The organism is Mucilaginibacter sp. SJ (assembly GCF_028993635.1).
Lineage (GTDB): Bacteria > Bacteroidota > Bacteroidia > Sphingobacteriales > Sphingobacteriaceae > Mucilaginibacter.
In genome coordinates, this window is sequence record NZ_CP118631.1 from 1,978,063 (window position 1) to 1,995,111 (window position 17,049).

9 protein-coding genes are annotated in these 17,049 nt (G+C 44.2%); 6 read left to right on the top strand and 3 right to left on the bottom strand.

Features of this window, described 5'->3' with window-relative positions:
• Window positions 1-2 precede the first annotated feature (2 nt).
• The 3 genes from MusilaSJ_RS07860 to MusilaSJ_RS07870 all read right to left on the bottom strand — a co-directional run bounded on the left by MusilaSJ_RS07860 (window position 3) and on the right by MusilaSJ_RS07870 (window position 5,672).
• On the bottom strand, window positions 3-860 hold the full coding sequence (locus MusilaSJ_RS07860) for a sugar phosphate isomerase/epimerase family protein (protein WP_274989451.1): 858 nt from the start codon (window positions 858-860) through the stop codon (window positions 3-5).
• A 116-nt stretch (window positions 861-976) separates the two neighbouring features.
• Window positions 977-4,417 carry a ThuA domain-containing protein gene (locus MusilaSJ_RS07865; RefSeq protein WP_274989452.1) on the bottom strand — a complete coding sequence of 1,147 codons (3,441 nt, stop codon included), beginning with the start codon at window positions 4,415-4,417 and terminating at the stop codon, window positions 977-979.
• 379 nt (window positions 4,418-4,796) lie between these two features.
• Window positions 4,797-5,672, bottom strand: coding sequence for an AraC family transcriptional regulator (locus MusilaSJ_RS07870; RefSeq protein WP_274989453.1), 876 nt, complete (start codon window positions 5,670-5,672; stop codon window positions 4,797-4,799).
• 219 nt (window positions 5,673-5,891) lie between these two features.
• Here MusilaSJ_RS07870 and MusilaSJ_RS07875 point away from each other — a divergent pair, with 219 nt between their 5' ends.
• The 6 genes from MusilaSJ_RS07875 to MusilaSJ_RS07900 all read left to right on the top strand — a co-directional run bounded on the left by MusilaSJ_RS07875 (window position 5,892) and on the right by MusilaSJ_RS07900 (window position 17,049).
• A complete protein-coding gene (locus tag MusilaSJ_RS07875; protein ID WP_274989454.1) occupies window positions 5,892-7,121 on the top strand; it encodes an enolase C-terminal domain-like protein in 1,230 nt (409 codons plus the stop codon).
• A 9-nt stretch (window positions 7,122-7,130) separates the two neighbouring features.
• On the top strand, window positions 7,131-7,895 hold the full coding sequence (locus MusilaSJ_RS07880; protein ID WP_274989455.1) for an SDR family NAD(P)-dependent oxidoreductase: 765 nt from the start codon (window positions 7,131-7,133) through the stop codon (window positions 7,893-7,895).
• A 15-nt stretch (window positions 7,896-7,910) separates the two neighbouring features.
• Entirely contained in the window at window positions 7,911-9,209 is a 1,299-nt protein-coding gene (gene fucP, locus MusilaSJ_RS07885; protein ID WP_274989456.1) for an L-fucose:H+ symporter permease, read from the top strand.
• Between the two features lie 400 nt (window positions 9,210-9,609).
• Window positions 9,610-11,598 (top strand): SGNH/GDSL hydrolase family protein, encoded by a 1,989-nt coding sequence (locus MusilaSJ_RS07890; RefSeq protein WP_274989457.1) that lies wholly within the window; start codon window positions 9,610-9,612, stop codon window positions 11,596-11,598.
• Window positions 11,599-11,794: 196 nt separating this feature from the next.
• Window positions 11,795-15,112, top strand: a complete 3,318-nt coding sequence (locus MusilaSJ_RS07895; RefSeq protein ID WP_274989458.1) for a SusC/RagA family TonB-linked outer membrane protein — start codon at window positions 11,795-11,797, stop codon at window positions 15,110-15,112.
• A 26-nt stretch (window positions 15,113-15,138) separates the two neighbouring features.
• Entirely contained in the window at window positions 15,139-17,049 is a 1,911-nt protein-coding gene (locus MusilaSJ_RS07900; RefSeq protein ID WP_274989459.1) for a RagB/SusD family nutrient uptake outer membrane protein, read from the top strand.

A 17,049-nucleotide genomic window follows, 5' to 3' on the forward strand; every position in this document is an offset into this window, starting at 1 on the left:
TACTAATCCTTTAAACCTTTCAGATAGGCAATGGTAACAGGCAATTGCTGGCTGTACGACGGACTTTCATCCTCAATAAAGTAGTGTTTAATACCCGCCTTTTTTGCAGCTTTCAGCACTTCGGGGATATCAATTTGCCCGGTACCTAAGGCAACATCATTTTTGGTATCGGTACCGCCGGTAAGGTCGTTAGCTACGCCTTTACGGATATCTTTCAGGTGCATCAGTTTCATCCTCGACGGATACTTATTGATCAATGCAGCCGGATCCTGCCCGCCATGGAACGACCACAGAATATCTATCTCGAACGAGACATATTTCGGGTCGGTATTTTGGGCGATATAGTCAAACAGCGTACCATCGTTATAAATTCCAAACTCGTAACCGTGGTTATGGTAACAGAAGGTTAAACCCGCTTCACTCAAGATCTTACCTACCCGGTTAAAATCAACAGCGGCTTTCTTGGCATCATCCAAAGTGAACTCTTTACCATGAGGGATCCAGGCCACCATCACATACTTTGCTCCCAATATTTTAGCGAGTTTGATCACGCTGCCCGGATCATTAACAATTGCTTCATACCCCGCCCCGGTTGACGGGATGTTGATACGCCGTTCATCGCACATTTTCCTAAACTCTTCGGGTGGCATCCCTTTCGGCCCTTCGCCTTCAATTTCAGTGATGCCTAATGATTTTATGGTATCCAGCACGGCAGCGGTAGCTTTTGGCATACTACTGCGAAATGTGTAAGCTTGCACCCCTATCGGGCCGGTAAATAATGGTTTGCTTTGTGCTGAAGCTTTGTTTTGTCCCAAAGCCATGACGGCTACGAAGGCTATAAAAATGGTTGATTTTTTCATGGTTCTTGAAGATTAAAATGTGTCATTGCGAGGTACGAAGCAATCCCCTATTAGCAGATCCGATCTGTAAAGTTCGCGATTGCTTCGTACCTCGCAATGACGGCATCATATTAAAACTATTCAACAAACTGAATACCCTTCAAATTTAAAATACCGTCACTCGGCTTAGAATGTTTTATCGCGAAGAAATACACATCGTGCTTTCCGCTTACGGGCTTACTTAAAGTCCCGGTTACTTCACCGGTTTTATCCCATGAACCAGTGGTTTGGTAAGCTACGGAACTGATCACCGGCCCGGCCTGCGAATCGAGCCTCACCTCTATCTCCCCGTAATAATCCTTCGATGCATATGTATAAGCAAACTTGCTGATATTGGTCAGGTCGATACTCCTGAACAGTACATATGATTTATGGCTCCCTGCCGACAGGTCATCTTTAAACCTGTTAAAGCCTTTCAACTCATCGGCATAAACCGCCTTAACAGCCGAGTTGCGTAAAACTACCATATCCGTAGCCTTAAGCGGACCAACAACTTTGCCACCTTTATCGGTATAAGAGGCCAGCAGCGTGTATTCTCCGCGCGGTTCAGCGTCTTTAAATTTCAGATTGAGTGTGCCGGTTAAAGGCAAAGGCAATACCGGGCTCTTTTTATCCGTAAGCGAAAAAATGTATTTCACTATTTCCCGCGTATCGGCATTTGATAGTTGCGGATGCGCACTCATTACATGCTCGGTACCCCAACTGCCCGCGCCGCCCGCAATTATCTTTTTGGAGAGTTGATCAATAGCTCCCTTTTGTGTTTTGTACCGTTTTGCAATAGCTAAAAAGCTTGGCCCAACGGCAGTTTTGTTAATAGTATGGCACGATTTGCAATCACTATTAGCCATCAGCCCCTTACCCGGATAGCTGACCTCAGTAGTTGACAAAGCCGTCAAGTTTTGTGTGGTGCTATTGGCAGAGGGCTGCGGGTTGTAGATATAAAATAGTTTCACCTTTTTGGGATCTATCTTACCGTCTTCCTTATCGCTAACTACCACGTGATAATGAAATGGTTTGCCTTTCCAGATGAATGATTTATTATCAGCACTGGCGATGGTGACCTCCGGTTTGGTATTGCCAACCCTTACAATTACCGTATCGCGACCGGACAAGCCGCCCTTGTCAGTTACCTTCAGTATAGTTTTATAAACGCCCGGTTTAGTAAAAGTATAACTGGCCGAAGGTGTAGATGCCCCAACCGCTTTACCATCGAACAACCATTGGTAAGTGATCTTATCGTCGTCATCTAAATCCTTACTGTTCTGGCTGCTAAAGCTTACCTTAAGCGGGGCCTGCCCTGCTATTTCCTTTTTTGCCGGAAACTCTTTTAACTCGGCAGTTAAAAACCTGGTTTTGGCGAATTTATTAAAAGCAGCTGTGTCCGAAATACTGGCTTTGGCAATCGGCGCACGGTTGCCGGTATTGTACTCAATCTTAACTAACCGGGCATCTTCATTTTGGGCGCCGTAAACTGAGCCATACTCCAGCATATACAAGGCACCATCCGGCCCAAATTCCATATCAATAGGCCGGCGGAAATCGCCGTTAGCGGGCATGAAGGCTTCGTTACGTAAATAATTCTCATCCTTGTCAAACCTAAGGTCTATCACCCAGTTGCGCATCCAGTCGGCCACAAACAAGGCGCCGTCATAATATTCAGGGAATTTGTTCGGATTTTTGATATTCTTATCAAACTCATAAAAATCGCCGCCAATAGCGCAGCGGCCCCCCATACCCAACTCGGGAAACTCATCGGAAGCAGCGTAAGGATACCAGATCATGGCCGGGGTAGCAGGAGGTAGTATATTTAAGCCGGTGTTATTCGGCGAATTGTTCACCGGCGCTTTGGGGTCAAAATTTGGCCCTGGTTTGGCATTCACAAAATCCCAGTGCGAGTAGGCAAAGTTGTTGCCCACAAAATATGGCCAACCAAAGTTTCCTGCTTTGCGCGCCTGGTTAAACTCATCGTACCCGCGTGGCCCCCGCGGTGAATCTTTACCTGCATCAGGCCCGATCTCGCCCCAGTATAAAACCGATGTTTTAGGATTTACCGCAATCCGGTATGGATTACGGCAGCCCATAACATAAATTTCGGGCTTGGTTTTAGCCATTCCTTTCGGGAAAAGGTTTCCTTCGGGGATGGTGTAAGTTCCATCAGCCTCGGGATGAATACGCAGGATCTTGCCTTTAAAATCGTTGGTATTGCCGGCGCTGCGTTGCGCGTCAAGGCTGTAATGCTCTGTTCCGGGGCGCTCATCCAGCGGTGCATAACCATCAGAAGGGAACGGGCTTGAGCTATCACCTGTAGACAGGTACAGGTTTTTATCCTTATCCCAGGCCAGTGAACCACCGTGGTGAGCGCCGCTCACCTTTTGTACCGGTACTTTAAGCAGGATTTTTTCTGATTTCAGGTCGAGCACATCCGCCGGACTTAACTTGAAGCGCGAAAGCTGGAAATTAAGCGGTTCGATGGTTTGCCCGGCGGGCATGTAGTAGATGTAAACAAACTGGTTCCTGTCAAAATCAGGGTCGAGCGTGAGGCCGATGACACCCGTGCCACCTTCATAAGTGATCGGGAATTTATGGATTAATTTAAATTTATTGGTTTTGGTATTATAAACGGAAAAATTGCCCAACAACTGGGTGAAAAACACACGGCCATCCTTTGCCGCCGCCAGTTCCATAGGTGAAGCAATGTTACTCACCAGCACAGTTTTGATAAAACGACTTTGATCGGGCGCTACTTTAGAATATGATTTACCATAATCAAGCGGCTTTCCATTGCCCATTGCATATTTGATACCGCCGAGCAATTGTCCCAAAAACAGGGGATCGCTGTAGCTTTCGTCGGTATGCCCGCAGCCTGTATAAAATGCCCGGCCGCCATCAAATTCATGATACCAGGTTATGGGATGATTAGCACCGTTGGTACCTCCATCGTAAGTATTTTCATCGAGGCTTGCCAGCACATGGATGCCACTGTAAATAGATTTGTAATTGTACCATTCATCAGTACGCTCCCATCTTGCGGGCAAGTTGGCAGTGGCCGGCTGGCTTTTATCGGTTACATCAATAGTAGCCTTCCGGATATTAGAGTTGTTAGGATGGCTTGAAAAATAGGCACCAACCAGTTTGCCGTACCATGGCCAGTCGTACTCGGTATCAGCAGCAGAGTGTACACCCATAAAACCGCCGCCTGCCTGTATATAACGTTCAAAAGCTGCCTGCTCAACTGCATTAAGTACATTGCCTGTAGTGCAGTTAAATATTACTGCCCGGTATTTCTTCAGATTATCGTCATTAAAATTAGCAGAATTGGTGGTGGTATCCACATCAAAGTCATTCTCGTTACCTAATTTTTGAATGGCCGCAATCCCGAACGGGATGCACGAGTGGTGCCAGCCTAAAGTTTTTGAAAACACCAGCACACGCGGTTTATCAGATGGTTTTTTAAAGGAATAAAGCAGGAAAGTTAATCCTGTCAAAAAAACGAAGGTGAGTTTTGTTTTTAATGACATGTTTGAGGTTATTATTGGTTTACATTTAATGAACAGCCATAAAAGCAGCATATAATCCATCACCTTGCTAAAAGGATTTATAAACAAGGCAAAAAAATATGAAATGCAGTATCGCTAAAAAGGGCTGTTCAACAATTGGCTAACACAATATTACTATTTAAAAAATTCACTGTGTATTAATTACACTTTTATTTTGGGCAGGACTGGGTTTGTAATTGAATTGTTACTACCATCAATACAAGATGGGATCTGCCGGATGCGGAGGTGCTTAATTAAGTATTCATCAGCTTCGGCTGTGAAGGTGAAGTGAGAGATATTTTTAAGGAAATAAGCAATCTTACAGCGAAAACTCACTTCGCCGGTAAGTGATCGTCATATATTAAGACAAAATCTGGTTCCGGTACTGGCGCGGGCTTACCTTTTTAATCACTTTAAAAAAGCGGTTAAAGTTTGATACATTATTAAAACCGCATTCATAGGCTATATCTGTAATACTGTTATCTTTATTATTTAGCAGTTTGCAGGCATAACCAATTCTTGTTTCATTTACAAACTGGGTAAACGACTTTTGGGTACGCGCCTTAAAAAACCGGCAAAAGGCAAATGTGTTCATGTTAGCCACATCGGCAATGGTATTTAGTGAAATATCCTCTCTGAAATTATCAAAGATGTACTTAAATACCTGGTCCATGCGCTTACTATCATGGTATTGATAATAGTTGATATAGTTGATACTGGCCAGCAGGTTATGCTCCGGGTCTGCACTCATGATATTAAGGATCTCGAGCAGGGTGATGATCCTTTGCAACCCTTCCTGCTGTACTATCTGGTACATCAGCTTTATTACCATATCACGGCTTTTACCCTTTAGCTCCATCCCTCTTTGCGCCTTACTTAAAAACAACTCCACTTTGCGTATGTTACCAAATGCCGAAAGATTCATGAGCAATTTTGACGGATTGAAGTGAATAGATAGTGAATGCGCATAATGTTCAGGGTCATCCTCATTGGGTTGTTCCTGGGTATTATGCCAAACATGCGGGATATTTGAACCAAGAAAAATAAGCTCCCCGCTTTCAAAATAATCAACCAGATCGCCGATGATGCGCTTGCCCGAGCCTTTTACAATATGTACCAACTGGCATTCTTCATGAAAATGGAACTCACTTGAGAAAAAAGGAAGTTTCACCTCCCGTGCAACAAATAGGTCATCCGACTGCACCCCGTCAGACAATACGGCTAAAATTGGTTTCATTTTAACAAAACATGAAGAGAAAAGCTAAATATAAGCAAAAATACTATCGAAAGTTGCCAATTAAAGTGAAAGTAAAAAATCAAACGGCACTAATTTTACAGCATCATACCTTATCCGGAAAGGTATAATAAACCGATTTATAAACACAAGGAACAAGATTTCATTAGGGCATTTCGACATAGAACGGCCTGAAACTATTTGCAAAATATATTTACCTACATGTACATCAATAAAATTGAAGTTACCGACAAGCGTTTTAATTTAGGCAATGGCGCCGGTTCTGACGCAGTAAACGATTCAACCCAGTATGCTTATGCCATTTGCGAACTGCATACCGATAGCAGCGTAAAAGGCATTGGCCTGGCCTTTACCCTTGGTGCCGGTAATGACCTGGTATGCAAAGCCATCCAATACCTTTCCGAAACATTAAAGGGGCGAGAAATTGAGGAACTTATGGCCGATTTTGGTTCGGTTTACCGTTCGATACTGGATTCGCCCGCCTACCGCTGGCTGGGTCCGCACAAAGGCGTTATGCAATTAGCACTTGCAGCTATAGTAAATGCATGCTTCGATCTTTGGGCCAAGAGTCGCCAGGTACCGCTCTGGAAACTTTTGCTTGATTTAAGCCCAAAAGAACTGGTGGCAACGCTCGACCTAAACTACCTTGAAGATGTATTGACTGTTGAAGAAGCAGAAAACATTTTAAAGGGCAATTTTACAGGCCGAACATTACGCAATGGTGTTTTACAAACAGGTTATAAGGCTTACGATACATCAGTAGGCTGGTTTAACTATTCTGACGAGAAGATCAAAGAAAACGTAGCACGCGCCATTGACCGGGGATTTACCGCCATGAAGTTAAAAGTTGGCTCAAATGATCCGCAACGTGATATCCGCAGGGCAAAGCTGGTTAGGGCCGAAGCCGGTGATAAAACAACTATTATGCTGGATGCCAACCAAAAATGGAACCTGCCTCAGGCCATCTCCATTTGTAAAGAACTGAACAGCATAAACCCTTACTGGATAGAGGAACCCACTCACCCTGATGATGTCTTGGCGCATCAAACATTAGCTAAAGAAATTGCGCCCCTTAAAATCGCTGCGGGCGAGCATATCCCTAATAAAATCATATTTAAAAACTTTTTGCAGGTCGGCGCCATGGATTTTTGTCAGGTTGACTGTGTGCGTGTTGGCGGTGTATCTGAGTTTTTGACGATAAGCCTGCTGGCAAAAAAATTCAATATTCCTGTGGTACCGCACGTGGGCGATATGGGGCAGATCCATCAGCATTTGGTATTGTTTAACCATGTGGCTATTGGACACGAAAACTTATTTTTGGAACATATACCGCATTTGGCCAAATACTTTAAAAATCCGGCCAATATTAGCGGGGGCTATTACGCCGTACCTGCCGAAGCAGGCAACAGCAGCGACCTTGTAACCAGCTAAAAACCAAAAATGAACCAATTATTAAACAAAGTAATATTTATTACCGGAGGGGCATCGGGCATTGGTTTGGCCTGCGCCGAAGCTTATATCCGTGAGGGAGCAACCGTTTTTATAATGGATGTAAATGAGCGCGCCCTGTATAAAACCCTTGACCGTTTTGGAGGTAATCATGAAGGTATTACTGGCGATGTATCTAAGGCGGCCGACGTAAAAGCAGCTTTCGATGCAATAAGGAAACATTATGGCAAACTTGACGCTATTCACAACAATGCAGCTATTGCGCATCCCTCAAAACCAGTTGATGAAACCGAAGAGGATGAATGGGATGCCCTGATGAATGTTAACCTCAAAAGCCTGTATTGGACAACCAAATATGGTATCGACTTACTTAAAGCATCAAAAGGCTGCATTTTAAACACCAGCAGTATGGCCGGTGATATTGGGCAAAGCCTGCATGCTGCTTATACAGCAACTAAGGGCGGCATCAATGCCCTTACCAAATCCATGGCACTTGATTATGCACCATACGGTATCAGGGTAAATGCTGTTTCGCCGGCCGGTGTATGGACCCCATTACTTAAACAATGGGCCGCCGAACAGCCAGATCCAGGGTCGATAGAAAGATACCTGAATGATATCCACGCTTTAGGCTACTGCCCTGAGGGCGATGTAGTAGCCGATGCAGCGGTTTTCCTGCTCTCGGACGCGGCCCGGTTTGTAACCGGCTGCATTATGCCCGTAAGCGGTGGCGCCGAACTTGGATACAGACGATAAAACAAGATCTTAACCATGAACAAAACCAACAGTAACGCATCAAAATACCTGGCTCCGCTGCTGATAGTGATGAGCCTGATGTTTTTCTGGAACCTGAGCCGCAATATCAATGATGTGCTTATTCCACACCTGAAGCGTGCCTGCCAGCTAACCGATCTGCAATCGTCACTGATCCAGTCGGCATTTTTTGGGGCTTATTTTTTGATGGCTTTGCCTGCCGGCCGCTTTATCGAAAAAATGGGTTACAGAGCAGGGATGCTTACCGGGCTTATATTAGCTGCTATTGGCGCTGCCATATTTTATCCGGCTGCTACAACCAGGTTTTACCCGGTATTCCTGCTGGCATTGTTTACTATGGCATCGGGTTTTGCCATATTGGAGGTTACGGCTACTCCCTATATTTCAAAACTCGGCGACCCGGATCATGCCTCGAGCCGGTTAAGCCTGGCTGCAGCCGTTGGTTCAATGGGCGCTACTATAGGGCCGTTCATCGGTTCTAAATTTTTATTGCACGAAAAGGATATCCCTGCACAGCTTCTCCAATCCTTTAACCCCGAACAACTGCAGTCATTTTTAAACAGCGAGGCGCATCTGGTTATTCCACCCTATCTGACACTGGCTGCACTATTTATTGCCCTTTGCGTGGTACTTTATTTTTTGAAATTGCCGGTTATCCATGAAGGTAACAACCGTCAAAAACTATCGGGAGTATTTAAATTCAGGCATACTATGCTGGGCGTATTAGCAGTTTTTGCCTATTTGGGTGCCGAAGTTGGCGTGGTGAGTTTTATCATTAGGTATACAAAGTCCTTAAATATCGCAGGTATTACCGAGCAAAAATCGGCCCTGTTTATTACACTTTACATGGCGCTGGTTTTAACCGGGCGCTTGCTGGGAGCGTTTTTGCTTAAGCAGGTTAAACCCAATAAAGTGCTTACCCTATGCAGTATTGGCGCTTTTACACTGATATTGGTATCGGTGCTTACGGACGGTTATGTATCCATAATTTCACTGTCAATAGTAGGACTGTTTACCTCGGTAATGTACCCTATTATTTTTACGCTCAGCATCAAAAACATTGGCGATTACACCAAGGTGGCTTCGTCATTACTTATTATGGGAGTTGTAGGCGGCGCCATTATCCCGCCAATAATGGGCTTGATATCAGACCATTCGGGCATCAGGATGGCATTCATTGCACCACTGGTGTGCTATGTGTACGTACTATATTACGGAGTTAAAGGCTATGTGGTAAAAAACAAAACTTATTCGGATGAATCCGAAGAACCACAGTTGACAGTAATAGGACACTGACCTACCTATTAAACTTAAGAAGTTTTAATTACTTCGTAAGTTTCTGAACCTTCACCCCTCTTGATGCTGCCATGAACCATCAGCAATGAACCATGAACTAAAAGTAGCCAATACCATATTGCGCAACTTTTTGCGTTTCAATATTATTTTGTTGTGAAAACTACACTTAATACAATTAAATTGTTTCAGCAAGTCATTTTTTACTCAAAATCAAAAAACCGATGTCAAAATAGTATCGAAACAAATCAATTTAAGTACAATTTATTGCTAATACCCTCCATATTTTTACCCTTGATTATAAACGCCAGCTACTAAAAGTTTACAAAACATTTTTTAATCAAAAACCACAATCCAAAAAAGGACGAAGTTTTTGAAGTGGAATTTTTATATCCAAAATTGAATGATTAAAACTTTACTAATTACGCTATTATTTGGGTTCACGGCCGGTATTGCCTCAGCACAAAACCATGAAAATGTGAGTGCGGGCAATGCCCCAGCCGTATATGCCATTCAACATACAGCTAATGATAGCTGGAAGGGTTTTGAACGTGTTAATATTGCTATAGGCACTCACAAGGCCTACTATGTAAAACCTAAAAAGGCGCTTGAAGGTAACCCTTGGGTGTGGCGGGCTTCATTTCCTGATTGGCATACCGATATTGACAGCATCCTGCTGACCAAAGGCTTTCATGTAGCTTTCGTGAATGTTGATGATCAATATGGCAGCCCTTATGCTTTGCAGGTTTGGGATGCTTTTTATCAGTATTTAACAGCTAAACAAGCTTTCGCTGCCAAAGTTGCCCTTGAAGGCGTTAGCCGTGGCGGTTTATATGTATATGGCTGGGCCAAACGCAACCCCGATAAAGTTAGTTGCATTTATAATGAAGCCCCTGTTTGCAATATTCAAAGCTGGCCGGGCGGTAAGCTAAGCGCCCCGGGTGATACCGGCCTTTGGAAACAGCTGCAACAAGTGTATCACTTTACCGAACAACAAGCACTTGATTACAAAGACAATCCTATTGATAACCTTGATGGCCTCGCTGCTTTCAAGGTACCGGTTATGCATATCATAGGTATCAATGATAAACTGGTACCCAATGCCGAAAACACCAATATCCTTGCTCAACGTTATACCGCATTAGGCGGGCCGATGATGATATACCCGGTAACTGCCGGACCACAGGAACTGAACGGGCACCACTTCCCTATTGAACATCCCGAACACTGGGCCGATATGATTATGGACTATAGCTATCCTGTAAAAAAGATATTGCCATACGCCGATTATTTTGTTCCCCGTAACGGCCTTACTAACAGCCTCAATATATTTAATGCAGGCAAAAAGGCAACAGTAGCTTTTTTAGGCGGATCAATTACTTATAACCACGGCTGGCGCGAAAAGATAAGCCGTTACCTTACCGAACGTTTTCCTTCAACCAGTTTTCATTTCATACAGGCCGGTATCCCCTCGTTAGGTAGTGTACCGCATGCTTTCCGCTTACAGCGGGACGTACTTGATTCGGGCAAAGTTGATTTGATGTTTGTTGAAGCCGCGGTAAATGATAATGTGAACGGGCTGGACAGCCTTACCGAAGTACGGGCGCTGGAAGGAATTGTAAGGCATGCAAAAAAAGCCAATCCGCTGATGGATATCGTCATGATGTCATTTGTTGATCCGGATAAGATAAGGGATTACAACAACGGCAAAACCCCGCTGCAAATCAAAAACCACGAACTAATTGCAGAGCATTATGGTTTACCATCCATTAACCTGGCCAAAGAGGTTACAGATAAGCTTAATAACCATGAGTTTTCATGGCAATATGATTTTAAAAATCTGCACCCTGCAATTTACGGGCAGGAACTTTATTTCGCCACAATAAAAAGCCTGCTCAATTTATGTTTTAACAAACAGCAGACTCCTGCTATTAAAGCAAATGCATTACCCAAACCGCTTAATGCGCTTAACCTGAACAATGGCCGCTATTACAATATTCAAAACGCAAAAAATTTAAATGGCTGGGCCATCAACCCCGATTGGGCGCCAAACAATAACCTGAGCACTCGCGAAGGCTTTGTGCACAAACCGATGCTTATAGCTACAAAACCGGGGGCATCATTAACACTACCATTTACCGGCACCGCTATTGGAATGGCCATTGTATCAGGCCCGGAGGCAGGTATTATCAGCTACAGCATTGATGGCGGCGCTGAAAAAACAATGGACCTGTACACAGAATTCAGTTCATGGATCTACCTACCCTGGTATGTAACATTTAGTACCGATCTAAAAAAAGGCCCGCACACGCTCAGCCTGAAAATTGAAACCGACAAGAATAAAAACAGCAAGGGGAACACGTGCCAGGTAATCTATTTTTTAACCAATTGATTTTTTTTAAAAAACAGCCATAAGCTGTAAACACAGCTCAAAACTTTTAATTGTCAACTTAACATATTTAAAAAATGATCAAACCTTTTACCAATGGAAAAACCTTTTACCATTTACGCATTTAAACGGCGCCTAAAAACCAATAAACCCATCAACCAAATCTCAAAAACAAAGAACCATTATCAAACCAATTTTTATGAAAGAATTTTACCAACGGATCAAAACCCGGCGGGAGCTTAGACAGTCTCACAGGCCTGCACCGGGTTTTTATTGCTTTGTGCTATTACTGCTCAGCTTTATCTGCTCGGCACAATTTACCCACGCACAAAGTAAGGTAACTATTACCGGCCTCGTGACCGACACACTGGGCGGTAAAATTGCAGGTGCCAACATTGTTGCTACCAACCGCAAAAACCTGGGTACCACTACCGATGCTAACGGTAAGTTTGTGATAGATGCCGAGCCCGGTACTATCCTTAAAGTATCGTATGTAACTTTTATCGATCAAACTTTCACCGTTTCGGCCGGCAAGCTGGTAGTAAACATTATACTTAAAGAATCAAAACGAGGCCTCGATGAGGTTGTAGTATTAGCTTACGGTAAAAAAGAACGCAAGGAAGCCGTAGTGGGTTCGGTAACCACTGTTAAACCCGCCGACCTGAAAATACCCGCCAGTAACTTAACCAATGCACTTGCCGGACAGGTTGCAGGTATCATCGCCTTTCAACCAAGCGGCCAGCCAGGGCAGGATAATTCCAGTTTCTTTATCCGCGGTGTAACCACTTTTGGTTACAAAAAAGATCCGCTTATTTTGATAGATAACGTTGAACTTTCCACAACCGACCTTGCCCGCCTGCAAGTTGACGATATCGCCAGCTTTTCGATATTGAAAGATGCAAGTGCTACTGCACTTTATGGTGCCCGCGGCGCAAACGGTGTAATTTTGGTAAGCACCAAGGAAGGCAAAATTGGCAAAGCCAAGATCAATGTACGCGTAGAAAACTCCATATCCCAATCGGCCAAAACGCTGCAGCTTGCCGACCCTATTACTTATATGAAGCTGTTTAACGAAGCTACCATAACCCGCGATCCGTTAAGCCCCCTTCCCTTTTCTCAAAATAAAATACTAAATACCGAAGCCACCCTTCGCGGTGATGCAGGAAGCAATAAATATGTTTACCCTGCTGTGGACTGGCTGGATATGCTTTTCAAAAAACGCACAGCTACGCAGCGTGCAGATATGAGCGTAAGCGGCGGCGGTGATGTAGCCCGTTATTATGTATCAGGCTCATATAATGTTGACCATGGCATCCTGAGGCAGGATATCGCCAACAATAACAACAACAACGTAAAGTTTGAAAATTACCAGCTGCGCTCAAACGTTAATATCAACTTAAGTAAAAGTACCGAGCTTATTGTAAGGCTGGCTGGTTCATTCAATGAGTATAATGGCCCTCTTACTGCCGATGCTTCATTCTCGACCGACCTTTATAACGTTGCCGTACACACCAGCCCGGTATTGTTCCCTGCTTACTTCCCCGCCGATTCGGCCAACCGCGATGTTAAACACATCCTGTTCGGTAACGCCGCGCCAGCAAATGCAGGGTCAACGTCAAACGCCATCGCGTATAATAACCCATATGCGGCATTGTTGCGCGGCCATAAAAACTATTCAGAATCACGGTTATCGGCCCAGTTGGAGTTAAACCAGAAACTGGATTTTATAACCGACGGACTTAACTTTCACGGCTTATTCCATACCAACAGGTATTCATACTTTCAGTCGCAAATGGGTTACTCGCCATTTTACTATAATGTAAACACCTACGATAAAGCCACCAATAAATATACTTTAACCTGGCTTAACCCGCAACCAACCGGCAATAACGTAGCCACCGAGTACCTAAGTTATTACCGCGATCCAAGTACCGATAACCTGAATACCTATATTTATTTTCAGGGTGTATTGGATTATAACCACGCGTTTGGCAGTCATAACCTGAGCGCGTCATTGATTGGTACGCGTCAGCAAACGGTTTATTCAGCAGCTAAAGATCCGGTACTTGACAGGCCAACCCTGCAATACTCGCTGCCTTACCGTAACCTCACCCTTGCAGGCCGGGCTACTTATTCATTTAAAAGCCGTTACTTCCTGGAATTTAACTTTGGTTATAACGGTACCGAGCGCTTTTCGTCAAGTCATAGATATGGTTTCTTCCCTACTATTGGCGGTTCATGGATCGTATCCGACGAAAAATTCTGGGGACAGGGACTTTATGACGTTATCTCCCGCATGAAGGTGAGGGCCAGCTATGGTTTAGTAGGTAACGACGCCATCGGCTCACAACGTTTCTTCTTCCTTTCAGATGTTAACCTTAACGGCGGCAACCCTGCCTATTTTGGTACCTTTAACGGTTACAGGCGCGAGGGTGTTTACATTAATAACTACGAAAACCCTAACGTAACCTGGGAAACATCGCGCCAGCTAAATCTTGGCCTGGAGTTCACCATGTTTAAAAACCTCAATGTAGTAGCCGAGGTTTATAAATACCACCGCTATAATATTCTTCAAACACGTAGCTCACTACCAACAACACTGGGCCTTGAAGCACTTGACCAGTACGGCAACCCCAATGTTACTGCCAACATTGGCACGGCAGATACCAAAGGTATTGACCTGCAAATGGATTATAAAGCGGCTATAAATAAAGATGTTTGGCTGCAGGGCCGAGGCAACTTTACCCTGGCAAGCAGCAAATATGGCAACTATGAAGAACCTCAGTATAAGGAAGCTTATCGTTACCACAAAGGCCAGGAAATAAACAGGCAATACGGCTATATTGCCGAGCGTTTGTTTGTTGACGATAACGAAGCGAAAAACTCCCCTTCGCAGATTTTTTCAACCAATGGCATCCCTCCGGGCGGCGGTGATATCAAATACCGCGACCTAAATGGCGACGGTAAAATTGACGGCGCCGATCAAACTTTTATCGGTTACCCAACAGTGCCTGAAATTGTGTATGGTTATGGCTTATCGGCCGGGATCAAAAACTTTGATATTTCCTGTTTTTTCCAGGGCCAGGCGCGCGTTTCATTCTTTATTGATCCTAACCGTACCAGTCCATTCATTCAAAGCCCCGATCCGTACATATATGGTAATACCCAGCTGATCAAAGCCTTTGCCGATAGCCACTGGAGTGAGGAAAACCAGGATTTATATGCTACCTATCCAAGATTAGGTGTAACCGGCAACCAGATAGAAAACAATCGCCAAAACAGTACCTGGTGGATGCGTGACGGTAGTTTCCTGAGGCTTAAATCGGTGGAGATTGGTTACTCATTACCACCGTCCATTTTAAAACGCTTAAACGTAACCAAGTGCCGCATCTACTTTAACGGCCTCAACCTGTATACCTGGAGCGCCTTTAAACTTTGGGACCCTGAACTTGGCGGTAATGGCTTTGCCTACCCTATACAAAAGGTATTCAACTTAGGCATAAACGTTAACCTATAATTTTTTACTGATCAATACTTAGTATTATGAAACAATATTATAAAATTTTATTACTGGTAGGGTTCCTGGTTTCGGGCGCATCATGTAAAAAATACCTTGATGTTACGCCAGATAATACCGGTACGCTTGAGTACGCATTCAGAAACCGTAACGAGGCCGAAAACTACCTGTTTACCTGTTATGCAACCTTACAGCAGTTTTCTGACCCTACATCAAATATCGGCTTCACCACATCATCAGAGATTATTTATCCAAACAATCTCACAAATCATCCGCTTAGCGAATTTGGCTTTAACCTTATCCGCGGTACGCAAAACAGCAGCAGTCCGGGCATAAACTGGTGGGATGGTCAAAATGGCGGACAGGCTTTATTCCGTTCGCTTAGGCGGTGCAATATCATGCTTGAAAACATTGACAAACCTGTTGATCTTTCACCAGCCGAAAAAGCAAGGTGGATAGCAGAAGTAAAATTCCTAAAAGCATATTACCATTATTATCTGTGCCGTTTGTATGGACCGGTACCACTGGTAAAAACCAATATCGATATCACAGCCAGTACCGAAGAAGTACTTGTAAAGCGCTCGCCTGTTGATTCGGTATTTAACTACTGCGTACAACTGCTTGACCAGGCAATTCCTGATCTGCCTCCGGTTATCACCAACCAGGCAAAAGAGCTTGGCCGTATCACCCAGTTAACTGCATTATCAATCAAAGCTGAAATATTGGCAACACAGGCAAGTCCATTATTTAATGGTAACCCTGATTATGCCAGCATGAAGAATAAAGATGGCCAGCCTTTATTTTCAAGCACTGCCGATCCGCAGAAATGGAAACGGGCTGCCGATGCATGTAAGGCTGCCGTTGACGCCTGTGAAGCTAACGGGCTTAAGTTATACACATTTGTGTCACCGCCAACTGTAGGTGCCCTTTCAGATCAGTTACGTAATGAGCTGACCATTCAAAACGCAGTTACCGAAAAATGGGATGTTAACCCCGAGCTGATCTGGGCATTAAACCCAACCTTCCCATGCCAGGGTTATGCAACGCCAAGGTTAACCCCAAAATCGGCGGTCAATATCTTCTCAAACCCGTCAACGTTCGCTGTTCCTATTTCAACGCAGGAACTATTTTACACAGCCAACGGTGTTCCGTTAACCGAGGATAAAGATTTTGATTATACAAACCGTTTCGCCTTGAAAACAGCCGGCGACGCCGATAAATATTATATAGCCCAGGGTTATACTACTGTCAATGAACACTACGGCCGCGAAAGCCGCTTTTATGCCAACATTGCGTTTGATGGCAGTATCTGGTATGGTAACGGCATTTACAACCAGGACCAGGCCTACCACGTTGAAGCCCGCGGCTCAGGCTCATTGGCAGGCCCTAAAGACCTGAATACCCTTAACATCACCGGTTACTGGCCAAAAAAACTGGCTAATTATCTTTCAGTTTATGATGATGGCTTTCAGCCTATTGAGTATCACCTGCCATTAATGAGGCTTGCCGGTTTATACCTTTTATATGCCGAAACCCTGAATGAGGCAAACGGTCCAACTGCTGATGTATACAATTACATTGACAAAGTAAGAACAAGGGCGGGTTTAAAAGGTGTGTTGGAATCATGGTCAGCCTATTCAAAAAATCCCGGCAAACCAACAACTAAAGAAGGTTTACGTGACATCATACACCGCGAGCGCCGCATTGAGCTTTGTTTTGAGGCACAAAGTGGATGGGACCTTCGCCGCTGGAAAGAGATCCAAAGCGTATTGAGCGTACCCCTACAGGGCTGGAATATTTACGAGGCCGAAGCAGGTAACTACTACAGACTGCATACCGTGTTAACGCCGGTTTTCGGGTTAAAAAATTACTTCTGGCCTATAAAAGACAATGACCTGATAGTTAACAACAACCTGGTACAAACTACCTATTGGTAA